19 protein-coding genes and 1 pseudogene are annotated in these 21469 nt (G+C 50.9%); 4 read left to right on the top strand and 16 right to left on the bottom strand.

Features of this window, described 5'->3' with window-relative positions; genetic code table 11:
- Window positions 1-31: 31 nt before the first annotated feature.
- Complete coding sequence (locus V5G20_RS12535) at window positions 32-1288, bottom strand: hypothetical protein (protein WP_338463432.1); 1257 nt, start codon at window positions 1286-1288, stop codon at window positions 32-34.
- A gap of 340 nt (window positions 1289-1628) precedes the next feature.
- A complete protein-coding gene (locus tag V5G20_RS12530; RefSeq protein WP_024983824.1) occupies window positions 1629-3305 on the bottom strand; it encodes a ribonuclease J in 1677 nt (558 codons plus the stop codon).
- 213 nt (window positions 3306-3518) lie between these two features.
- Between V5G20_RS12530 and V5G20_RS12525 the strand changes: the two are divergent.
- The 4 genes and pseudogenes from V5G20_RS12525 to V5G20_RS12510 all read left to right on the top strand — a co-directional run bounded on the left by V5G20_RS12525 (window position 3519) and on the right by V5G20_RS12510 (window position 7702).
- Window positions 3519-5178, top strand: a pseudogene (locus V5G20_RS12525) (spore germination protein).
- Window positions 5162-6283 (top strand): endospore germination permease, encoded by a 1122-nt coding sequence (locus V5G20_RS12520; protein ID WP_338463431.1) that lies wholly within the window; start codon window positions 5162-5164, stop codon window positions 6281-6283. The pseudogene V5G20_RS12525 and the gene V5G20_RS12520 overlap by 17 nt, the downstream one beginning before the upstream one ends.
- Window positions 6252-7478: a Ger(x)C family spore germination protein gene (locus V5G20_RS12515; protein ID WP_003385822.1), complete on the top strand. Its 1227-nt coding sequence runs from the start codon at window positions 6252-6254 to the stop codon at window positions 7476-7478. Before V5G20_RS12520 ends, V5G20_RS12515 begins: the two co-directional genes overlap by 32 nt.
- A gap of 11 nt (window positions 7479-7489) precedes the next feature.
- On the top strand, window positions 7490-7702 hold the full coding sequence (locus V5G20_RS12510; RefSeq protein ID WP_122957631.1) for a CLC_0170 family protein: 213 nt from the start codon (window positions 7490-7492) through the stop codon (window positions 7700-7702).
- A 60-nt stretch (window positions 7703-7762) separates the two neighbouring features.
- Here V5G20_RS12510 and dapA read toward each other — a convergent pair whose 3' ends face one another.
- The 14 genes from dapA to rbfA all read right to left on the bottom strand — a co-directional run bounded on the left by dapA (window position 7763) and on the right by rbfA (window position 21456).
- The gene (gene dapA, locus V5G20_RS12505; RefSeq protein ID WP_003385825.1) at window positions 7763-8629 is read right to left on the bottom strand and encodes a 4-hydroxy-tetrahydrodipicolinate synthase; all 867 of its coding nucleotides are present in this window, start codon (window positions 8627-8629) and stop codon (window positions 7763-7765) included.
- A 47-nt stretch (window positions 8630-8676) separates the two neighbouring features.
- Window positions 8677-9903: an aspartate kinase gene (gene dapG, locus V5G20_RS12500; protein ID WP_003385826.1), complete on the bottom strand. Its 1227-nt coding sequence runs from the start codon at window positions 9901-9903 to the stop codon at window positions 8677-8679.
- 11 nt (window positions 9904-9914) lie between these two features.
- Window positions 9915-10955, bottom strand: coding sequence for an aspartate-semialdehyde dehydrogenase (locus V5G20_RS12495; protein WP_003385827.1), 1041 nt, complete (start codon window positions 10953-10955; stop codon window positions 9915-9917).
- A 40-nt stretch (window positions 10956-10995) separates the two neighbouring features.
- A complete protein-coding gene (locus tag V5G20_RS12490) occupies window positions 10996-11592 on the bottom strand; it encodes a dipicolinate synthase subunit B (protein ID WP_003385828.1) in 597 nt (198 codons plus the stop codon).
- On the bottom strand, window positions 11585-12487 hold the full coding sequence (gene dpsA, locus V5G20_RS12485) for a dipicolinate synthase subunit DpsA (protein WP_024983827.1): 903 nt from the start codon (window positions 12485-12487) through the stop codon (window positions 11585-11587). Before dpsA ends, V5G20_RS12490 begins: the two co-directional genes overlap by 8 nt.
- 136 nt (window positions 12488-12623) lie before the next feature.
- On the bottom strand, window positions 12624-12884 hold the full coding sequence (locus V5G20_RS12480; protein ID WP_003385830.1) for a YlmC/YmxH family sporulation protein: 261 nt from the start codon (window positions 12882-12884) through the stop codon (window positions 12624-12626).
- Between the two features lie 146 nt (window positions 12885-13030).
- On the bottom strand, window positions 13031-14284 hold the full coding sequence (locus V5G20_RS12475; RefSeq protein ID WP_251255738.1) for a M16 family metallopeptidase: 1254 nt from the start codon (window positions 14282-14284) through the stop codon (window positions 13031-13033).
- A 101-nt stretch (window positions 14285-14385) separates the two neighbouring features.
- Complete coding sequence (locus V5G20_RS12470; RefSeq protein ID WP_338463430.1) at window positions 14386-15363, bottom strand: polysaccharide deacetylase family protein; 978 nt, start codon at window positions 15361-15363, stop codon at window positions 14386-14388.
- A gap of 174 nt (window positions 15364-15537) precedes the next feature.
- Window positions 15538-17673, bottom strand: coding sequence for a polyribonucleotide nucleotidyltransferase (pnp, locus tag V5G20_RS12465; RefSeq protein WP_003385833.1), 2136 nt, complete (start codon window positions 17671-17673; stop codon window positions 15538-15540).
- 161 nt (window positions 17674-17834) lie between these two features.
- The gene (rpsO, locus tag V5G20_RS12460) at window positions 17835-18104 is read right to left on the bottom strand and encodes a 30S ribosomal protein S15 (RefSeq protein WP_003385834.1); all 270 of its coding nucleotides are present in this window, start codon (window positions 18102-18104) and stop codon (window positions 17835-17837) included.
- Window positions 18105-18233: 129 nt separating this feature from the next.
- Complete coding sequence (locus V5G20_RS12455) at window positions 18234-19175, bottom strand: bifunctional riboflavin kinase/FAD synthetase (protein ID WP_003385836.1); 942 nt, start codon at window positions 19173-19175, stop codon at window positions 18234-18236.
- Window positions 19176-19177: 2 nt separating this feature from the next.
- The gene (truB, locus tag V5G20_RS12450) at window positions 19178-20104 is read right to left on the bottom strand and encodes a tRNA pseudouridine(55) synthase TruB (RefSeq protein ID WP_003385838.1); all 927 of its coding nucleotides are present in this window, start codon (window positions 20102-20104) and stop codon (window positions 19178-19180) included.
- Window positions 20097-21092 (bottom strand): DHH family phosphoesterase, encoded by a 996-nt coding sequence (locus tag V5G20_RS12445; RefSeq protein ID WP_031932903.1) that lies wholly within the window; start codon window positions 21090-21092, stop codon window positions 20097-20099. The genes truB and V5G20_RS12445 overlap by 8 nt, the downstream gene beginning before the upstream one ends.
- Window positions 21085-21456 (bottom strand): 30S ribosome-binding factor RbfA, encoded by a 372-nt coding sequence (rbfA, locus tag V5G20_RS12440; RefSeq protein ID WP_003385841.1) that lies wholly within the window; start codon window positions 21454-21456, stop codon window positions 21085-21087. The genes V5G20_RS12445 and rbfA overlap by 8 nt, the downstream gene beginning before the upstream one ends.
- Between the last annotated feature and the right edge of the window lie 13 nt (window positions 21457-21469).

The following is a 21469-nucleotide window of genomic DNA, read 5'->3' as shown; positions in this document are numbered from 1 at the left end:
GAAAAGATGCAAGCTTTGGAAGACAATCCGTTTATTTACCGTTCGCCAGCTTTGTCAGCTTGGCGATTGTTTGGTTGTATTCCGCCTTGTTTTCCGGATTTTTTTCTTCCTTCAGTTTTGTGAGTAGCTGTTTGGCCAGCAGCTTCCGCTCATTTGGAAATTCTGCGTTGAACAGCTTCAAGTCATTGTCAACCAAATAGTTAACATACCAATAGAAATTCCCTTTGTAGACAGCCGGGACATCGAGCTTGCCAAGTCCCTCCATAAAGGAACGGTACCACTGCAGCTTCATCGCCTTTTTCTTGTCGGCAGCGATATCTGGAAGCTTGGAGACCTCATATAGGTTTCCAAGAGAGATGGCATAATCCTGGTAGTATCGTTCGTTCTCTGTGATCGTCTGATTATTGGTTTTGATCATTTCAATGATTCTGTCTCCCAGGGAAAAAGACAGACTGCCTTTCCCTGCTGTTCCAGGCATCGCTTTGTAAGTGTTGTAGATCGAAAGAACAGCCTGTAATCTTTCATCCAGCTTCGCTGTGTTGTCTTTTTGCAGATCATCTAAAAATTTCACTGTATATTTTTCGGTCCAGGCGTGTACAGTCTCAGGGTACGCTGATGCCAACGGCTTATGAAATTCTTTAAGGACATTCATCGTAAAAGCGTGCCCCCATTCAAAGCGGGCAAAATGTCCACCAGGGATATGGTCCCGGTACTTGTAAATGTCCTCCCGAAAACGGTCGAGAGCTTTCTCTACGCCTTCTGCATACTGGTAAGCAAAATTGATATCCCTGTCCTCCACCCACTCTTCTCGCAGGTCGTCCCAGAGGTGCAGATTGCTTGCGACGCGGACAGCCTCCTGCAGGATCTTCACTTCATTCGGAGAAACGTCCTGCATTGACCCGACACGTGCAAACATGTCGAGCACAATCCCCTTTATTTCCTCTCTCCGCTGAGAGTAGGGAGCGGAAACCTTTTGCTCCCAGACAAGCTGCAGTATTTTCGTTTGCTGCAGATACAGATCGTTCAACCGCCGCAAAAGATACAGTTGATCGGGTGAAAGCTCAGCACCGTTAGCCATGTCGGGATATGCGAAAAAATCGGGTCCAATCTGATGGGACCATCCCCTCGTCGTCCGGCATCCCATTGTGCACTCTTTGTTTCGTTCTTCGGCCAGCTGTTTTTGATCCGTTTCTTTCATTTTTTTGACGATGGCAGATTCGGCCCACACTTGGGATGAGGGTACCAGCAAGCAGGCTACAATCGCCAGAGGAATGATCTTCGTTTTCAATATGATCGCTCTCCTTTGCTTCTAAACACATATAAGGGAAGAACCTTCAAGAAATACGTGTAGCATGTAATGTGACGTTGTACGCTTCGTGATTGTTTCAATCCAGGACTGTCAGCAACTTGGGAATTACATCCCGGGCATGGGATTGGTTCATTTTACCGTGCTATTCCATTTTTTTCAAAATAAAAATAAGGAGAGCAGGGCAAAAGCCTTGGCAAGTAGTGCAGGGCCACTAATTTCGCTGCAGTAAAGAGGCTTTTCAAGAAAAATAAAACAAGCCGAAAACCCTTGTGCAAACAGGATTTTCGGCTCGGATGTTGCTTGTAAGAAAAAAGCATTTTTAAACTTCCATGATGATGGGCAAGATCATTGGACGACGGCGGGTTTGATCGTACAAGAAACGGCCCAAGGCTTCCTTGACGTTATTTTTCAAAGAAGACCATTCATTCACATTTTCTTCCATGCATTTTACAAGTGTTTGGGTGACGATGCGATTTGCCTCGTCCAACAGCTCTTCAGATTCCCGAACATAGACAAATCCGCGGGAAATGATGTCTGGACCGGACAAAATCGTACCATTTTGTTTGCTGAGTGTAACGACAACTACCAGAATTCCATCTTGTGACAGTAATTTGCGGTCCCGAAGAACAATATTTCCTACATCGCCGACACCAAGGCCGTCAATCAAGACATTGCCAGCGTTGACCTTTGGCCCAAACCGTGCTTTTCCCCCGGAGATTTCCACTGTGTCACCGTTGTCCAACAGGAAAATGTTCTCACTTGGAACTCCCACCTGTTCTGCCAACATGGCGTGCATTCTCAGCATGCGGAACTCGCCGTGAATCGGGATAAAGTACTTTGGCTTCATGAGATTCAACATCAGACGAAGCTCTTCTTGACTGCCGTGACCGGAAACGTGCACAGCGCCATTCGGACCGTGCCCGCCGTAAATCACCTCAGCGCCAATCCGGGACAATTGATCGATGGTGCGTGCTACGTATTTTTCATTGCCAGGAATAGGTGTAGCTGCGATTACTACTGTGTCCCCTGGAAGAATATCGATTTTCCGATGGGCGGATCGGGCCATACGAGTGAGCGCGGACATCGGCTCCCCTTGACTTCCAGTGGATAAAATGACTACTTGCTCGGCAGGAAGCTTGTTCACTTCATCCGTATCGATGAACAGACCTTCAGGCACGTTGAGGTACCCCAGATCCTTACTGATATGGATGACGTTTTGCATGCTCCTGCCCACGACAGCGATCTTGCGACGATATTCGGTCGCAGCATCGACTACCTGCTGAATCCGGTGAACGTTGGATGCAAAAGTGGAAACGATGATCCGTCCTTCCGCTTTGCTGAACACATCCTTGATCGCAACACCGACAGAACGCTCCGAGCCGGTAAAACCGGGCCGCTCGGCATTGGTGCTGTCCGACAGCAGACATAATACGCCACGGTCACCGATCATGGCCATCTTGGCCAAATCAGCCTGTTGATTGTTTACCGGTGTCTGATCAAATTTGAAGTCCCCCGTATGCACTACGTATCCTTCAGGGGTTTCCAGACAAACGCCTACGCTGTCCGGGATACTGTGGTTGACGCGGAAAAACGTCGCCTTCATGTTCCCGAAATCAACTTCCGAGTCGCTGTTAATTAAAATGCGCTTTGTATCGTTTAGAATACCCGCTTCTTTTAATTTTGCTTCAATCAGACCCAGCGTCAATTTTGTCGCATATACCGGTACCTTCAAACGTTTTAGCACATAGCTAAGTCCGCCGATGTGATCCTCGTGTCCGTGCGTAACAATAATACCGCGAACTTTGTCGCGATTTTCCTCCAGGTACGTAATGTCCGGGATTACCATATCAATTCCCAGCATTTCCTCTTCCGGGAATTTTAATCCGGCGTCGATGACCACAATTTCATCGTCACATTGGACTACGTACATATTTTTCCCAATTTCGCCTACTCCGCCCAGGGCGAAAATGAGAACAGAGTGATTCGATTTTGCCAAAACGTGTAACCTCCTATATTTAGTTGTCTTTCACACTCAAATTAACCGCCCCAAATCACTTAGATTCATTATACCCGAATCGAAAAGTGGAACACAAGAAAAAACAACCACCCGGAAAAGTCATTTTCCAGAATAAAAAAGAGCACCTATCAGAATGAATTGGCGGGAATCTGACAGACTATAGGGTAACTTGCCGAAAAGGAGGTGGCCCGCATGTCTGTGTGGCAGAGGCTAAAGTACAAGAAAGAGACTCAGAAGCTCTCTTCTCCCAAGGCCACGTCTGGCTCTTCCTTCGCTGACAATCGGCGGTTAACCGCCAATCTAGAAGAGACGCTTGCTTACATGAGGCAGACATTTGGAGACACCGACGACTTCAAGATTCGTCGGTTTGATGTGTTTGGCCGCTTTCCGGCAGCACTACTCTACTTGGAGCACCTTACGAATCAACGGGAAATGAAAGAAGACATCCTGCGTCCGCTCCTCCAAAAAAACGGTACGCAGGATGAAAACGGAATTGTTGATAAAAATGAATTGCTCACCATGATCACAAATGACATCCTGATCGGAGGGAACGTATCTACCCAACATGAGATTCGCTCCCTGGTCGAGCAGGTTTTGTCCGGTCAAGTCGTGATTATCATCGACGGATTCGATAGAGCAATCATTTCGGGTTCCAGCAAAGTCGAGCACCGTGCTATTAGTCAGCCCGAAACGGAGCAAGTGATCCGCGGTTCCCGGGAAGGCTTTATCGAAAGCCTTGGCGTGAATCTTGCCCTCCTGCGAAACCGGCTTCCTTCCGTGGATTTGCTCGTCAAAACCGTTCAGATCGGTCGAAGGACAAAGACGAAAGTGGCAGTCTGTTATCTGCGGGATGTGTGCAATCCTGCACTCGCTAAAGAGGTGATAGACAGACTGCAGCGAATTGACATCGACGGCGTGATCGATTCCGGCTATTTGGAACAGTTCATCGAAGATCACCATTTTTCACCGTTCCCGCAAATACAAAATACGGAGCGCCCGGACAAATGTGTGGCCAACTTGCTGGAAGGCAGAGTGATTATTCTCGTCGACGGCTGCCCTTTTGCCTTGATAGCGCCAGCTGTGTTCAGCCAATTTTATCAATCTGTCGATGACTATTCCGAACGGTTCGTGCTATCCAGCTTTGTCCGGCTATCGCGCCTGGTAGCCCTTCTGTTTTCCTTAATTTTTTCCATCTTTATATGTTTCTGTTATTTCTTTCAATCCCGAGTTGATCCCGACCGAGTTCGCCGTTGCTGTTGCCGGTGGTCGCGCAGGGGTCCCTTTTCCGTCCCTCGTAGAAGTGCTGATCATGGAAATCTCCATGGAAGTTTTGCGGGAAGCGACGATCAGGCTGCCTCAGCAGGTCGGAGGCGCACTGTCGATCGTCGGAGTGCTTGTGATCGGACAAGCTGCCGTATCAGCAGGGTTTGCCAGCCCGATTACCGTCGTTGTTATCGCTCTTACTACCATCGGGTCGTTTGCCACGCCAGCATATGACATGGCTCTGGCCCTGCGACTTCTTCGTTTTCCGCTGATTATCCTGGGGGGAATCTTTGGGCTTTATGGGGTCATGGTTGGCTTGATTCTGATCGTAAACCACATGCTTTCTCTGCGGTCTTTTGGGATACCTTACATGAGTCCTCTCGTGCCTGGCCAATGGCAGGGGATGAAGGATACGGCAGTGCGTGGTCCCTTTTGGCTTTCCCGCAAGCGTCCTGAACTCTTGCACCCTCTAGATCCTAATCGTATCGAGACAAAGTCCCAGGTAATCGAGCCCAGACCACATAATACGCTTGATCCGGTTTCTGTCGGAAATAGGAGGTGGGAGGATTCGGATGGAGACTCCACGTGAGATCACCTTTTTACAGGCAGCAGCAGTGTTGATCAGTACCATCATCGGAGTCGGGGTTCTTTCCTTGCCGGTCATCGCCGTAAAAGCGGTAGATACCGGCGCCCCGCTCCTTACCTTTATCGGAACCATGATCGCCCTTTTTTCCTTGGGTATCCTGGCGGCTTTGGGGAAACGCTTTCCCCGCAAATCGATCATTCACTATAGCGAAGACATTCTCGGCGTCTGGATAGGCAGGGTCGGGAGTGTCGCGATTATCTTCTTTTTTGCCGTGCTGTCCGCTCTGACAGCCCGAGAATTCGGAGAAGTCGTCGTCACTGCTGTGCTCAGAAATACTCCATTGGAGGTCACTGTCATTGTCATGCTTGCCTTAGCGGCGATCTCTTGCCGAAACGACCTGAGCACATTCTCTTACATCCATCTCTTCTACCTGCCTTTTATTTTGGCTCCGGGACTATTAATCGTCGCATTGTCGCTGCAAAACGCAGAGTTGATTAATTTGCAGCCCATCGCCCCGGTTCATAAAGGCCACTGGTTTTACGGCAGCTTGACCATTGCAACTCTGTTTCAAGGTTCATTTATCGTCACCATGATCATTCCGTCCATGCGACATCCGGCGAGAACATCGATCGCCTGTGTGCTGGCGATTATCGTCTCAGGCGGTCTCTACCTGTTGATCGTGATTGCCAGCGTGGCGATCTTTGGAGCCGAGGAGACAAAGATGCTCATTTGGCCCACCCTTGAACTGGCCCGAATGACCTCACTCCCGGCCAATGTCCTGGAGCGGTTGGATATTTTGTTTCTGGCTGTTTGGGTAACGGCTGTATTTACGACCCTGTTTTCCACCTACTACTTTACGATCCATTCGCTGAGCAATCTGCTTCGCCTCAGAGATCACAAGATGTTTTCGCTGTTTCTGTTGCCGATCGTCTTCGTGCTGGCCATGGTGCCGCAAAATGTTATGGATACGTACCGATTTATCCTTACTATCGGTCTGTACGGACTCATCATCACCATCGGTTACCCCGCAGTCCTGTTGATTATCGCCATTTTACGCAAGAAAAGGGAGGATCAACATGATCGGGAACACGCACAAAAAACACCTTAATATCGTTTTGATACTCGCTCTGCTCCTGCCTTTTCTGACAGGATGTTGGGACAGAACCGAGATCGAGACGAGAGCCAACATTCTCGGAATCGCCATTGACGTATCCGAAGATAACCAACAGATGCATGAATCCGAAGTAAACCATATGACCGGTATCTTCCCGGAGCCGAACAAAAAGCTGATCCAGATTACGGCACAAATTGCTGTACCGGGAAGAATTCCTCTCGGGCCGGAAAGCGGAAGCAACGGTTCGCAAAAGCCGGTCTGGCTCGTCAGCACCGTCGGTCATACATTGGATGACGCGATCCTGAACCTCCAGCAAGAAATTGCGGATCGACTTTTTTTCGGTCATTTGCGAGTCATTATCGTCAGCAATGAAGTTGCCCGCAAAGGTCTTGGCGATCTTAACGATTATTTGCGCCGAAATCCTGAAGTACGCCGTACTGCATGGATGATCATCTCCAATGGCAGAGCCTCAAAGGTCATGGAGAGCTCACCGCAACTGGAACGCATCCCTACGCTCTATCTTTCGGCCATGATGGAAAACGCCGTTTCTCTGGGCAAGTTTCCACGAGCGTTCCTCGGCCTATTTTGGAGCGCCTCTTCCAAATTGGGCCAAGAACCGTTTTTGCCAGTCGTTGAAGTAAAACGGCATGAAAACACCGAAATCTCGGGGATGGCATATTTTCAAGGAGATCGGATGGTCGGGGTTCTCCAGCCTTTAGAAATTGGGTTTTATATGGCAGTGATGGGAATCAAACAAGGAGGCTATTCCGCTTTTACTCCTGTCCCCGGCCAACCGGGAAGCGTATTGGTCCGCTCCCGCTCTCGCGACGCGCAAATTGACGCCGTACTGGATCATGGACAGCCAAAGATCAAGCTCTTTATCCACGTGGAAGCTGATATCGTTGAAAAGACAAAAAATACCCGGTCTTTGAATCAGCCAGGCCTGTTAAAAGACATCTCTGCCGAAGTATCGGACCGTGGCAAAAACACCATTAAAAATATTCTTGCCATGACCCAAAAGAACGGATCAGATATATTCGGCTTTGGAGAGCACGTTCGGGCCAAGCTCCCCGATTACTGGAATACCCACATCAAAACGAAAGAAAACTGGCGGAAGAAATTTAAGGAGTTGGATGTGGAGATCAACTTTACGACCACAATACGCCGCGTCGGAATGAGGCTGGGTTAGGAGGTCAATACATGAGTTTCTCCCTGCATCTCGGGTACATCTACTATGTAGTGTTTCTGACGATAGCTACCGGCATATTCGTCCTTCTGATCGACTCCGAGACTTACCGGGCGGCAAACATGAAGAGAGAACGACGAGCCGCAAAGCTCCTCGGCTGGATCAACATCAGTCTGGGAGTGCTGGTTCTTTTCCTTCACTGGATGTTCAGTCCCTTGCTGGTCTGAGAACAGAAGCGAAACAGCAAAACGGGAGCCTTGGAGCGGCTCCCGTTTTTGGTTCGCTGTTTATCCCAACAGCGAATGGACAAACGCTTTTTCTTCTTCGGTCAAATCGACCAATGGCAACCGAACGCCACCGGTCTGTACTCCGAGCTTCTCCAGGGCCGCTTTGACCGGTCCTGGGCTGGGATAGGCAAACAAGCCTTCAAATACAGGCAGGAGTTTGCGATGAATAGCCGCTGCCTGTGCATGCTCTCCACGGAAAAACGCGGACATCATCTCGGACATTTGTGCACCTACCACGTGGCTGGCCACGCTGACGATGCCTACGCCCCCGATAGACAGTACCGGAAGTGTCAACCCGTCATCCCCGCTGTACAGCTCAAACCCTTCCGGCGCATGCTCAATGATGGATGCCATTTGAGACAGGTTGCCGGATGCTTCTTTCACGCAAACCACATTGGGCAATTGCGCGAGCCGGAGAGTAGTCTCTGCTGTCATGTTTACACTCGTACGGCCGGGAACATTGTACAGCATGACTGGCAGCTTGGTAGACTCGGCAAGAGCCTTGAAGTGCTGATATATTCCTTCCTGGGAAGGACGGCTGTAATACGGAGTGACGAGCATGACTGCGTCAACGCCGATCTTTTCAACCTCTTTCGTAAACTCGATGCTCGCCGCCGTATTGTTGCTGCCTGTACCGGCAATAATATGGCATTTCCCTTTTGCATAGGACACGACATGCTTGAACAAATCCAGCTTTTCCCTGGCGGACAGCGTCGGCGACTCGCCCGTTGTCCCGCTTACTACTACCGCATCCGTCCCGGTGGCCAGCAAATGATCAATAAGACGCTCGGTTTGTTCATAATCGATTTCCAGTTGTTGATTGAAAGGAGTTACCATCGCGGTAACCAATCGGCCAAAACGTGCCACTGCCCCCAACTCCTCTGTCTATTCTCACATGTATAATGTCATAGCTGCTATAAGTGTCCGGTATGCAGTTGGAATTGATGATGCAGGGCGCGAACGGCCCGTACCATGTCTTCCTCGTGCACCAGAACCCAAATGGTCGTATGGGAGTCAGCAGACTGCAGAATGGGAATGTCCTCGTGCGTCAAAGCTTCCACAATCTGAGCCATGACACCGGGAACGCCCGTCATCCCCGCACCGATTACAGAGACCTTTGCGCAATGCGGCAATAACTGAGGCTCGTATCCCATATCCGTCAAGATGCGGGAAGCCTTTTCTCCCATTTCATCATGGACCGTATACGCGACACCCAACGGATTCACGTTGATGAAGTCGACACTGATGTCATTCTTGGCCATCGCCTTGAATACCTGCAGCTGCGTATCGTAACGGCCATCCTTGTTGGCGACTTTGATTTGCGTAATATTCGGGACATGCGCGATCCCCATGACCAGCCGATCATGTACAGTGTACCCCATTCGACCAATCTCCAAAAGGTTGGTAACCAGTGTACCTGGATCATCCGAAAAAGTGGATCGGACACGAATGGGGACATTTGCCTGCATGGCAATCTCGACAGCACGCGGATGGATAACCTTCGCCCCCAGATGTGCCATGTTGCAGATTTCCGAATACGTAACCGTCGCCAGCGGCTGGGCCTCATCCACAATCCGTGGATCAGCCGTCATGATTCCGTTCACATCAGTGAAAATGTCTACCATTTCGGCATGGAGCGCGACGCCTAGAGCTGTTGCCGTCGTGTCGCTTCCTCCTCGGCCGAGCGTCGTAATTTCCCAATCCGGCGTCCGTCCCTGAAAACCGGGAACGATAACCACTTTCCCGGCTTCCAGCTCCTGCAAGATTCGCTTTGGTTCAATCGTCTCGATCTGCGCATTAGTAAAATCATCGCTGGTGACAATATTCGCCTGCCCGCCTGTCAAAATCGTCGCGTGTATTCCCTCGGCATTCAGCATGCTGCACATGACCGTTGCCGAGATGATTTCACCCGTGTGCATCAACAGATCCGTCTCTCTTTTGGGCAAACCGTTCCCGTTGCTGCGAATGAGCTGCAGCAATGTGTCAGTCGCGTAGGGATCGCCCTTGCGCCCCATCGCTGACACGACAACGACGAGGGCATAGCCTTCGTCGATTGCTCTTTTTATATGCGTAATAGCCCTGATCCGGCAATCTTCTGTTGTCAGTGAAGATCCACCGAATTTCTGGACGAGAATTTTCACAAACCTCTCCCCTATGCTCGTGCTTTGATGAGTTCTTCAGCGATTTGTACTGTATTCCAAGCAGCACCCTTGAGCAGGTTGTCGGACACAATCCACATGTGCAGTCCTCTTGGATGATGAAGGTCGCGGCGTACGCGTCCTACAAACACATCCAGTTTGCCTGCCGCATCCGTAGCCAAAGGATAGCGCTGCTCTTCCGGTACATCGGTCAATACGACGCCGGGAGCTTTTTCCAGCAGCGATTTTACTTCTGCCAGATCGTAATCCTCTTTCAGCTCTACATAGACAGCTTCGCTGTGTCCATATACAACCGGGATGCGAACGCAGGTAGCAGATACGAGCACATTGTCGTCCCCGAAGATTTTCTTTGTCTCGTTCACCATTTTCATTTCTTCATACGTAAATCCGTTTTCCGTAAACACGTCGATTTGCGGAATAGCGTTGAACGCGATCTGATGATGAACAGGCAGTTTCCCTACCGGAAGCACCTTGCACTCCGGTTCTTTGCCATCCAAAACGTCACGGGACTGCGTCAACAGCTCTTGAATGGCAGACGCGCCCGCTCCGGAGACTGCCTGATAAGTAGAGACGATGATCCGATCTATTCCATAGCGATCATAAAGGGGTTTCAAAGCGGCTACCATTTGAATTGTCGAGCAATTCGGGTTGGCAATGATCCCCTTGTGGGCAAGAGCGGCATCCATGTTCACTTCCGGAACGACCAGCGGGACTTCCGGGTCCATCCGGTAAGCGCTTGTGTTGTCGATTACGACTGCGCCGTGGCGCACAGCGTGAGGAGCCAGCTCCTTGCTGATCGCTCCGCCTGCGCTGAACAGGGCATAATCAACTCCAGCAAAGCTGTCCGGTGTCGCTTCTTCCAGAACGATCTCTTGTCCCTTGAACATGACCGTTTTGCCTGCCGAACGGCTGGAAGCAAGCAGCTTCAACTGCTTAATTGGGAAATTCCGCTCTTCTAAAATTTTGATCATCTGCTGCCCGACTGCGCCGGTTGCACCGACCACAGCAACGTTGTAGGTCAGTTGGTTCGCCATCTTCTACTCTCCTCCTAATCGCGCTCAAACAGTACTGGTTTTAGTATTGGTATCTTTCTATCAACAAGGGTTGCAATTGTCGGCCTTCTAACGCAGCCTCACACGTTTCCAAAATAAGTTCCATACGAGCTACCAGCGAGGTAGGTTTTTTGTCAGGAGCATCCTGTCCGAAAGGCACAAAATAGACGTTTTTCGCCGCCAGAAGCTTTGCAATATTGGCTGCGTTCAAACCCAATCCGTCATTGGTCGAGATCGCTATTACAACTGGCCGCAAGTTTCGCATCGTAGCCTTGGCTGCCATAAGCACGGGGCTGTCCGTGATGGCATTTGCCAGGCGGCTGGTCGTGTTGCCCGTGCATGGAGCAATCACCATTACATCCAGCAGCTTGGATGGACCGAGCGGCTCCGCCTCCGGGATCGTTGTGATCAGCTTTTCCCCGGTTATGTCCACAAGCTGCTTTTGCCAGCTCTCGGATGTGCCGAAACGGGTGTCAGTGGTAAGGAGCGTATTCGTAACAATGGGAACGACACGGGCGCCCGCGTCCACAAGCCGCTTGATTTGCGGCATGGTTTCCTCAAACGTGCAGTGTGAGCCAGACAGTCCAAAACCGATCGTCTTTCCCTGAAGTTTACCCATGCTGATTCCCCCTGGTGATCGTTTGCTCCCCGATAAGACGCGACAAGGTTTGGGCTAAAATCTGTCCGGCTGTTTTGGGTGCGACGATACCGGGTAATCCGGGTGCAAGCAAAGCCTTGATTCCCCGTCTTTCGGCATAGCGAAAATCAGTCCCCCCCGGTTTGGAAGCGAGGTCAAGAATAAATGCCGTTTGCGGCATTTGGGCGATGATTTCCGCTGTCAGTACAAGCTTCGGGATCGTATTGAAAATAAAATCGGCATTGTTCACCTGCTGTTTCAATTCGCTCATATGAAAGGGCGTCAGCCCCATTTCAAAAATACGTGCTATGTGTTCCTGACGTCTTGCCCCTACACGAACTCTGGCTCCCAGCGAATGCAGCGCACGCGCCATGGACATGCCTGTCCGTCCCAAACCAAGCACGATGGACTGCGAACCGTGTATCGTGATGTCTGTATGCTGGATGGCCATCATCAAGGCTCCCTCTACGGTCGGGATCGAATTGTAAATGGCCACATCATCACGATCCAGAAGTTCCACCAGCTCAATTTGCTGGGCGGCAAGCAGTTGCTTCAAATATGTCTTTGCCATACCCGTGTAGACAATGCAGTGCTTTTGAAGACTCGCTACATGCTCATCCAATAGCTGCAGCGGCTTAGAGCAGAATATGCTTTCCACATAGCCGTTGTCATCCGACCCGACGATGGGAAGAATCAAGGCGTCAACGTCTTTCAACACATCGCATGTTAATGGTCTTTTGGTTGCCCCGGTGAAGATGCTTTCCAGGTTGTCAAAGCCAATCAGCGTGACACTGGCATCCAGTTGAATGCAACGCTTGATCACTTCCAACTGGCGTGCGTCGCCGCCGATAAAGGCAACGTGTTTGCCCGTTAGCATGCTGCGTTCCCCTTTCCACACATTTTACTGCATTAAACGATCGAAACGCAAAGGTTTTTCCGTGTGAAAAAGATAACGGAAAGCGTTACGTCTACCCCATCCTATTCGGCCGTATCCGGTTCGGTGACTAAAGCGCCTATTTTTCCAAAGCTTGTGACTGATTTTTATTTACCTGAATAATCACCATATCCGGCCCGATTTTGACGATGGCGTCCCAGGGAATGACCATGTCGTCGCGCTTCTTTCCGAAACCAAAAAAGCTTCCACCCGGTACGATAATCGCGTGGATGCTTCCTGTCTCGGTATTGATCTCCAGGTCAGAGTCGCCGATCACGCCCAATCGCTCCCCATTGTCCAACCCGATGATTTCCTTGCCGCTCATCTCGCTTAAACGCATGCACTCCATCCCCCTTATTTTGAACCGCCTCTCAAGCCAGTTCTATGAAGTGGCCGCTTCCTTTACGGACCCGCCATTCCGGGGCTCGTCAAGGTTATTCGTTTCTACTTTTATACGAAAAAAAATCCGGTCTATGCCGGATTTTTTCACAGGAGAATATCGCTTCTAACGTTGTCGGGGAAACCGTCCAATGGACTTACCATGGCCATGGCCAGCTTGGAGCGGAACAGCTGTCTAGCGACTGAAAGGACGGACTCATGCGAAACACGGTCGATCTTCGCGACAATCTCATCCAGACTGAGATGACGCCCGAGCAGCAATTCGTTTTTGCCGAGGCGGCTCATCCGGCTGTTTGTGCTTTCCAGGCTGAGCATCAAGCTGCCCTTCAACTGCTCCTTGCCCTTTTTCAGTTCTTTCTCGGTAATTCCATGTTCGGTAACATCGCGAAGCACATTGGCGACAATATCGAAAACCTGCCCAACCTGCTCCGGTGCGGTTCCCGTATAAATGGTGAATGTACCTGCCTCTTTGAAAGATGAATGATACGAGTACACCGAGTAAGCCAGGCCGCGTTCCTCACGAATTTCTTGAAACAGCCTGGAGCTCATGCTGCCGCCGAGCACGTTATTCAACAAGATCAGTGAATAGGTATCCTCATGGCCTACCTGAAAGCCTGGCAGGGAAATGCACAAATGTGCCTGTTCCGTTGCTTTATGGTGGGCAATCGAGCGTCCCTGGAACTCCGGCGTCCGTACCTCTTTCATCCTTGCATTTCGCTGCAGGGAAGAAAATCTGCGCTTGATATCCTCAATCAATGCTTCGTCAAAATTTCCGGCCACCGTCACGACGGTATTGGAAGGGAGGTAATGACCATCAATGTAATCGAGCAAATTCTCTCTTTTCAAAGAGCGCAGCACATCTTCCGTCCCGAGAATCGAATATCCTAGCGAATGGTCCCCGTAGCTTGCCCTTGCAATCAAATCGTGGACCAGGTCGTCTGGAGTATCCTCGTACATGCTGATTTCCTCGATGACCACATTTTTTTCCTTCTCCAGCTCTTCTGGATCAAATACGGAGTTAAAATACATATCCGTCAATACATCCAGGGCGATCGGCGCATGCTGATCGAGGATGCGCGCATAGTAACACGTGTACTCCTTGGAGGTGAAGGCGTTTACATTCCCTCCGATTTCATCAAACGTTTCCGCAATTTCCTTTGCTGAACGGTTCGTCGTTCCTTTGAAGAACATATGTTCAAGAAAATGCGAGATTCCGTTATCCCGTTCCGTCTCAAACTTGGAACCGGTTCCGACCCATACACCCAAAGCCACTGAACGTACGGATGGGATTTTCTCCGTAATGATGCGGAGCCCGTTCTCACATGTATATCGTTGTATCACATAAACCCTCCTCGGTTGCTATTCCATCCTTTGCTCGTTTGATTGCTTGCAAACAAGTTTTACTATAACAAAATTCGCCTATTCTCACAATAAAGGGGGTGTCATCGCAGCCGCTTACTGGAAATTACTTCTGAAACCGGCATCGGCATCAGGCCTTTTTTCTTGGCGTCCTGGATCATTTTATCCAATCCTGCAGCTGTAGGTGCCGTTGGGTGCATCAGAATCAGAACACCGTTGCCCAGCTTGGCCTCGATGCGACTGACCATCTCGCCCACTGGCGGCTTCCTCCAATCGACCGTATCTGCCGTCCACAAAATGGTCTTCATCTGAAACTCGTTGTGAGCAATGTTGACCACCGATTGATTAAAGGAACCGGAAGGAGGTGCAAACAAGACCGGTTTTATTCCCAGCGTCTTTTGAATCACTTCCTGGGTTTTTGAGATTTCCTGCCTCATCCGCTCCACGCCGATTTTTGCCATATCCGGATGAGAATAGGCGTGGTTACCGATCTCGTGGCCGCGCTCTGCAATTTTTTTGGCCAGCTCCGGGTACCGCTTCACCCAGGAGCCATCCAGGAAAAAAGTCGTTTTCACGCCGTGTTTGTCCAACGTATCCAAAATCGTATCCAAATATTCATTGCCCCAAGCAACATTGATCATAAAAGAAACAGCGGGTTTTTGCGGATTTCCGCGATAAATCGGATGGGCTCCCAGCTGTTCCAGCGAGATGGCGGGAGGGATTTCTTCGAAGACAAGCGCTCCGGGGCCTGCTGTCTGCGCGTTCTTCAGCTTTTCGAGGGAGGCTTCCACGTTCACAGCCAATCCGTTATATCCCGGAATGGCACGCCACACCCGGTCGACCTTCGCATTGATCGGCGCCTCCTCCCTCCCCTGCTTCCACTCGTCGATTTTCTTCCGAAGCTCATCCTCCTGCCCACCCGCAATCGGCTTGTCGGCCGTTATCGATTTGATTTTTACCGTTTCTATATAGCGATCGATCGGTCTGTAATTCAGGGTCAGTGCGAGCAATACGGCGCAGCCTACCGTAAACAGGATCCGAAATGTCACTGCTTTGTTCATCCACATGCCCCTCCCGGCTTTCACACGTACAAGTCCTTCTTTGTCCAATGTATGAGGAGAGCCGGGAAGATAGAAGGAAAAAGAAAAAGCTTCCGTACGCGAAGAGTCCTTCGAGTGACGAAGCCTTTGTCTGCGAAAAACGTCATGACGTTTTTCTGGGAAACGGTTAACCCGTTATTCTGCTTGTACTGGTGCGTTTTGCGCCGCTTGCTCTTTCAGAACAGCTTTGCGGGACAGGTTGATACGGCCTTGGTCGTCGATCTCGGTGACCTTTACCATCACTTTATCGCCAACGGATACGACATCTTCTGTCTTCGCTACGCGCTCTTCAGCCAGCTGGGAAATGTGGCAGAGCCCTTCTTTTCCAGCGAACAGCTCGATGAATGCACCGTATTTTTCCACGCGCTTCACAGTTCCCAGGTATGTTTGTCCGAGGGCTACCTCGCGCACGAGATCTTCGATGATCTGTTTTGCCCGCAGGTTTGCGTCGTGGTCCACCGATGCAATAAAGATGCGGCCATCCTGTTCAATATCGATTTTGACCCCGGTCTCATCGATGATCTTGTTGATGATACGGCCTTGAGGTCCGATGACATCGCGGATCTTGTCCGGATTGATTTGCATCGTGAGAATCTTAGGCGCATAGGGAGACAGCGTCTTGCGCGGCTCGGAAATCGTGCTGAGCATATGCTTGAGAATGGTCAAACGGCCTTCTCTTGCCTGTTCCAGCGCTTGCTCCAGAATTTCACGGTTGATGCCGGCGATCTTGATGTCCATCTGAATCGCAGTAACCCCTGTTTCGGTACCTGCGACTTTGAAATCCATATCGCCCAGATGGTCTTCCATCCCTTGGATGTCTGTCAGAATAGAGAAGGTTTTTCCGTCTTCGCCCATGATCAGACCCATGGCAATTCCGGCTACAGGTGCCTTGATCGGCACACCGGCATCCATTAAAGCAAGTACGCTGGCGCAAATCGAGGCCTGCGAGGTGGAACCGTTCGATTCAATTACTTCCGATACAAGTCGGATTGTATACGGGAACTCGGTTTCGGATGGGATGATCGGCTCAATTGCGCGTTCACCCAACGCACCGTGACCAATCTCGCGGCGGCCTGGAGGACGAAGCGGACGTGCTTCCCCTACGCTGTACGGCGGGAAATTGTAGTGATGCATAAAGCGTTTAGACTCTTCCAGCCCAAGGCCATCCAGGATTTGCACGTCGCCCAACGCGCCGAGGGTGCAGACACTGAGAGCCTGGGTTTGACCGCGCGTAAACAGTCCGGAACCGTGTGTACGCGGCAAGATGTTCGTCTCGCTGGACAGCGGACGAATTTCGTTCAGAGCTCGTCCATCGGGGCGAATTTTTTCTTCGGTGATCAAGCGGCGTACCTCTTCCTTGACGATGTTGTAGAGAACCTCGTCGATAGCCCGCTCTTGCTCCGCATAAGTCTCCGGATTTGCTTCGGCGAAATGCTGCTTGGTCTCCGCTTTGATCGCATCGATGGCGTCGTAACGAGCCTGTTTCTCTTCAATGCGAATCGCTTCTTTCAGACGCGCTTCAGCGTATTCCCGAACAGCCTGATTGACCTGCGGGTCTACCTCATGAAGCACCACAACCATTTTTTCCTTGCCGATCTCAGCTACGATCTTGTTCTGGAACTCTACCAGCTTCCGGATCATATCGTGACCGGTCATGATCGCTTCCAGCATGACTGATTCAGGAACCTGATCTGCTCCTGCTTCCACCATGTTGATCGCATCATACGTTCCTGCTACCACCAGGTGAATGTCGCTCTTCTCCATCTGTTCAACAGTAGGGTTAACGACGAGCTTTCCATCTACACGCCCTACGATCACGCCGGCAATCGGCCCGTTGAAAGGAATCTCGGAAACGCAGAGGGCGGCAGACGTTCCGATCATGGCTGCGATCTCAGGAGAGCAGTCCTGATCCACCGACAGTACGGTGTTTACCACTTGGACGTCGTTGCGGAATCCTTCAGGGAACAGCGGACGGATCGGACGGTCGATCAGACGGCTGGCCAAAATAGCCTTCTCGCTCGGGCGTCCTTCCCGTTTAATAAACCCTCCGGGGATTTTTCCGACAGCGTATAGACGCTCCTCATAGTTGACAGTCAATGGAAAGAAGTCAAGCGGCTTCGGCTCTTTGGAAACCGTAACGGCAGAAAGAATAGCCGTATCGCCGTATCGAACCAAGACCGAACCTTGCGCCTGCTTTGCCATTTTGCCAAATTCCAGCGTCAGTTTGCGGCCTGCCAGTTCAAACTCGTATGTACGGAATTGTTGCTCCATGTTGCTAGCAGTCCTCCTTTACCTCATTGTGCACGATACACAATCATTTTCTACCTGTATGTATTATTTCCTGCCGCCATCAAAATTAAATGGGCAGCTTTGGCAGCGGTTTTAGATAATAGAAAAAGCGGGATGAACCCGCTTTTTTCTCCTGATACGAACTAGCGACGCAGACCAAGACGATTGATCAGTTCGCGATAACGTGTAACATCCAGCTCGCGCAGGTAGCCCAACAGGTTGCGGCGTTGACCTACCATTTTCAAAAGACCACGACGGCTGTGGTGATCTTTTTTGTGCGTACGCAAATGCTCGTTCAGATTGTTAATGTTTTCTGTCAGGATAGCGATCTGAACTTCCGGAGAACCGGTGTCATTTTCATGAGTGCGGAACTCTTGGATCAGCTGTGCTTTACGTTCTTGAGACAATGCCATCTTGACTCACCTCCTACATTTTATCCCCGTCAGCCGAGTTTGCCGTCGGTGAGAATCGGACAACCAAGCTGCGGTTTTTCTGCAACGTTATGAATTATAGCATACAGGCCCGCTAAAAGCAAAGACGAATCATGCATTTCCCTCAGCGAATTTTTCCTTGGCGACCTGTACATCCTGCTGGATTTGCGCGATCAGGGCTTCAACCCCAGAGAATTTTTGTTCATCCCGAATGAAGAACAAAAATTCTACTTCTACTTTTTCCCCGTAGATTTCGCGTTTGAAGTCAAAAATGTGCACTTCCAACGATTTTTCTTTCTTCTCCAATTCAAATGTCGGCTTGATCCCGACATTCATGACACCTTGATATACTTGTCCGCCAACGGTAAACCGGACACCGTACACTCCGTTCTTGCCGATCAGATAAGGACTTGAGACGCGTACGTTCGCCGTCGGAAAACCGATGGTACGCCCGCGTTTATCCCCGTGTACCACTTCTCCGCTGATTTTGTAAGGACGTCCCAGCAAGTGCCGGGTCTGTTCCACATCTCCATGGTGCAGGTATTCGCGAATGACCGTACTGCTAACTTTTTCGCCTAGGCGGTTGACCGGGCCAACGATGTCTACGCCGTATCTGCCCCTGGCAAGCTCCTGCAGAGTCTGGGCCGTTCCCATCCCCCGGTGACCGAATGTGTAGTCAAAGCCGACAACGACATGACGGCACCCCAATGGCAGCAAGCATTCTTCGATAAAGTCCTCGGGATAGACAGCCGCGAAGGAAATGTCAAAGCGAATGACGTACGCCAGGTCGACGCCCATCTTCTCGAGCTGCTCCAGCTTTTCCGGGAGGGGGGTAAGATACTGGCTGTACCCGGTTTGTCCCAGCACTTCCCGCGGATGCGGATCGAATGTCATCACAGCGCTTTTCCATCCATTTGCCTTGGCTGTGTCAATCGCTTTCTGGATTACCCGCCTGTGACCGATATGTACACCGTCAAAATACCCCAGAGCGACCGCGCAGGGGACAGGTAGCAAATCTTTTGGCAAAGGATAAGTCAAGGATATCGTTTTCACGGTTACACCTCAGGAGGAAAGACTTTTTCAGCCTTTGCAAAAAGGCCCTTGGGTCCAAGGCAGACGCGATGGATTCCCAGAAGCTGTTCTCCCGAAAAAAGACAGATCAGCGTACCTTCTTTAGCCGCAAGACCCGGGAGAGCGGTCGACAGTCCGTTCAGCACCGCTTTTTTTCGGTCGGGGGCGATTTCATACCGCGGTAGGAACGACAGCGCATGGGAGATCGGAATAACGTGCTTCGTTATATCCTCACCTGTCTGGACTGCTTCTTCCAGCCGCTCAAGCGGTATCGCTTCCTTTTCCAAAAACGGACCGCTTTTGACTCGCCGCAACTGCTTCATATGGGCAGGATACCCCAGAGCACGCCCAAGGTCAACACATAAAGTGCGGACATACGTTCCTTTTGAGCATGTGCAGGAAAAGGAAACGTCCACAAACTCGCCGTCCGTTTTTACCTGGTGAAAATCCAGCTCGTAAATGGTTACCTTCCTCGCGTTCCGTTCAATCACAATTCCTTCGCGTGCAAGGTCGTACAGACGTTTCCCGTTTACCTTTACAGCGGAGTACATCGGCGGGATCTGCTCGATTTCACCCAAAAACTGCCGGAACGCTTCCTCGATTTTCTGCTGTGTAACGTCATGCGGGTCGACCTGCTTGTGCTCGACTATTTCACCGCCAGCATCCTCGGTCGTTGTCGAGGAGCCGAGCCGCATGATGACGTCATAGCGTTTCGGCAGCTCCTGCAAATACTCCACCAGCCGCGTCGCATTACCGATACAAATCGGCAAGACACCGGTCACTTCCGGGTCCAGTGTACCCGTATGCCCGACTTTCTTGGTTCCAAACATCCGGCGTACCCGTGCCACACAGTCATGGGAGGTCATGCCAGCCGGTTTATCGATCACCACGACACCGTGGACCTTACTCATTGTCCTTCACTCCCATGACTTCCCCCAGCAGGGCCAAGACTCGATCGCGAACCTCGTCCAATGATCCGTGAAGCGTACATCCCGCCGCTTTGGCGTGGCCTCCTCCACCGAGCTGCTTGGCTATCTCGGCTACATTGACGTAGCTGCGCGCCCGCAAGCTCACCTTGACCACATTCGGCTCCGCTTCCACGAAGGAAATGCCGACTTCGACACCCTCGATGTTGCGGCAGTAATTCACAAGGCCGCCTGCGTCTTCGCGGTCGGCATTCGCCTCGGCCAGATCCTGTCTGCTGACGCAAACAGAGGCAACCTGGTTCTGGAATGACAGCTTCAGACTGCCCAACGCTTGGCGCAAAATGTTCACATGCCCGAGTGTAATCACTTCGAGGCAACGCTCAGCGACCTCGCCCGGATTAACGCCATATTTGAGCAGACTGGCGGCACTCTCCATCACATGCGGCGTGGTGTTGGAATAGCGAAATCCCCCTGTATCGGTCAAGAGGCCGGTATAGAGGCATAGCGCCAAATCCGCTTGAAACGGCAAATGGCCGGCTACAGCCAGATCGTACAGGATTTCCGCAGTCGCAGCGGCATCGGTCCGGATCACATTGCATGTGCCGAATTCGTCGTTGGTCGGATGATGATCGATGTTTAACAGTTGCACATCCTGAGCAAAGAGATGCTCGACATTGCCCATGCGAGAGCGGTCCGCGCAATCGACAGCAATCACCGCCGAGAAAGACTCCTCCAGCGGTGACTGCGATACATTGCGAATCTGTTCAAATCCGGGCAAAAAGGAAAATCTGGCCGGTGTCTCGCCTTCGTTGATGACTACAAAGGTTTTGCCGAGATCACGCAGCATCTGGGCGACGGCCAACGCAGAGCCCGTGGCGTCCCCGTCCGGATTGACGTGGGAAAGAACCAGAAAACGGTCATGCTTCTTCATGAAGCTGACCGCTTCCTCCAAGGAACGGTTGTAATTACTCATCCTGTTTGTCCCCTTTTTCTCCATCCGTGGAGATTTCACGCAGGATGGTTTCAATTTTGCTGCCATAATCAATCGATTCATCCAATTTAAATACAAAATCCGGTATATGACGGAGCTTTACCCGTCTTCCGATCTCTGTGCGCAGGTAGCCCTTCGCTTTTTGCAACCCAGCCAGAGAGTCTCTCCGTTGTTCTTCGCTGCCAAAAATGCTGACGTATACTTTCGCAAGCTGCAGGTCGCTTGTCACCTCTACATCCGTAACGGTCACAAACCCGATGCGAGGGTCCTTCAAACCGCGCTGCAAAACGATGCTCAGCTCTTTTTTGATCTCTTCGCCAACCCGGCTCATCCGTGTCTTGTTCATATTTATCACCTCC

The sequence above is a fragment of the Brevibacillus borstelensis genome, from assembly GCF_036700025.1.
In the GTDB taxonomy this organism is placed as follows: Bacteria; Bacillota; Bacilli; order Brevibacillales; family Brevibacillaceae; genus Brevibacillus; species Brevibacillus borstelensis.
Note: the sequence above shows the minus strand (reverse complement) of the source record. Positions and strands in the feature narration are given on the sequence as shown.

Bases quoted from the DNA above. Each gene is read 5' to 3' on its own strand.
- pnp (WP_003385833.1), bottom strand. From the start codon at position 17,673: ATGGAGCAACAATTCCGTACATACGAGTTTGAACTGGCAGGCCGCAAA.
- V5G20_RS12490 (WP_003385828.1), bottom strand. From the start codon at position 11,592: ATGGGTAAACTTCAGGGAAAGACGATCGGTTTTGGACTGTCTGGCTCA.
- V5G20_RS12495 (WP_003385827.1), bottom strand. From the start codon at position 10,955: ATGGCGAACCAACTGACCTACAACGTTGCTGTGGTCGGTGCAACCGGC.
- V5G20_RS12445 (WP_031932903.1), bottom strand. From the start codon at position 21,092: ATGAGTAATTACAACCGTTCCTTGGAGGAAGCGGTCAGCTTCATGAAG.
- truB (WP_003385838.1), bottom strand. From the start codon at position 20,104: ATGAGTAAGGTCCACGGTGTCGTGGTGATCGATAAACCGGCTGGCATG.
- rbfA (WP_003385841.1), bottom strand. From the start codon at position 21,456: ATGAACAAGACACGGATGAGCCGGGTTGGCGAAGAGATCAAAAAAGAG.
- V5G20_RS12520 (WP_338463431.1), top strand. From the start codon at position 5,162: ATGGAGACTCCACGTGAGATCACCTTTTTACAGGCAGCAGCAGTGTTG.
- V5G20_RS12480 (WP_003385830.1), bottom strand. From the start codon at position 12,884: ATGCGTTTAAGCGAGATGAGCGGCAAGGAAATCATCGGGTTGGACAAT.
- V5G20_RS12470 (WP_338463430.1), bottom strand. From the start codon at position 15,363: ATGAACAAAGCAGTGACATTTCGGATCCTGTTTACGGTAGGCTGCGCC.
- V5G20_RS12510 (WP_122957631.1), top strand. From the start codon at position 7,490: ATGAGTTTCTCCCTGCATCTCGGGTACATCTACTATGTAGTGTTTCTG.
- V5G20_RS12515 (WP_003385822.1), top strand. From the start codon at position 6,252: ATGATCGGGAACACGCACAAAAAACACCTTAATATCGTTTTGATACTC.
- dpsA (WP_024983827.1), bottom strand. From the start codon at position 12,487: ATGCTAACGGGCAAACACGTTGCCTTTATCGGCGGCGACGCACGCCAG.
- rpsO (WP_003385834.1), bottom strand. From the start codon at position 18,104: ATGGCATTGTCTCAAGAACGTAAAGCACAGCTGATCCAAGAGTTCCGC.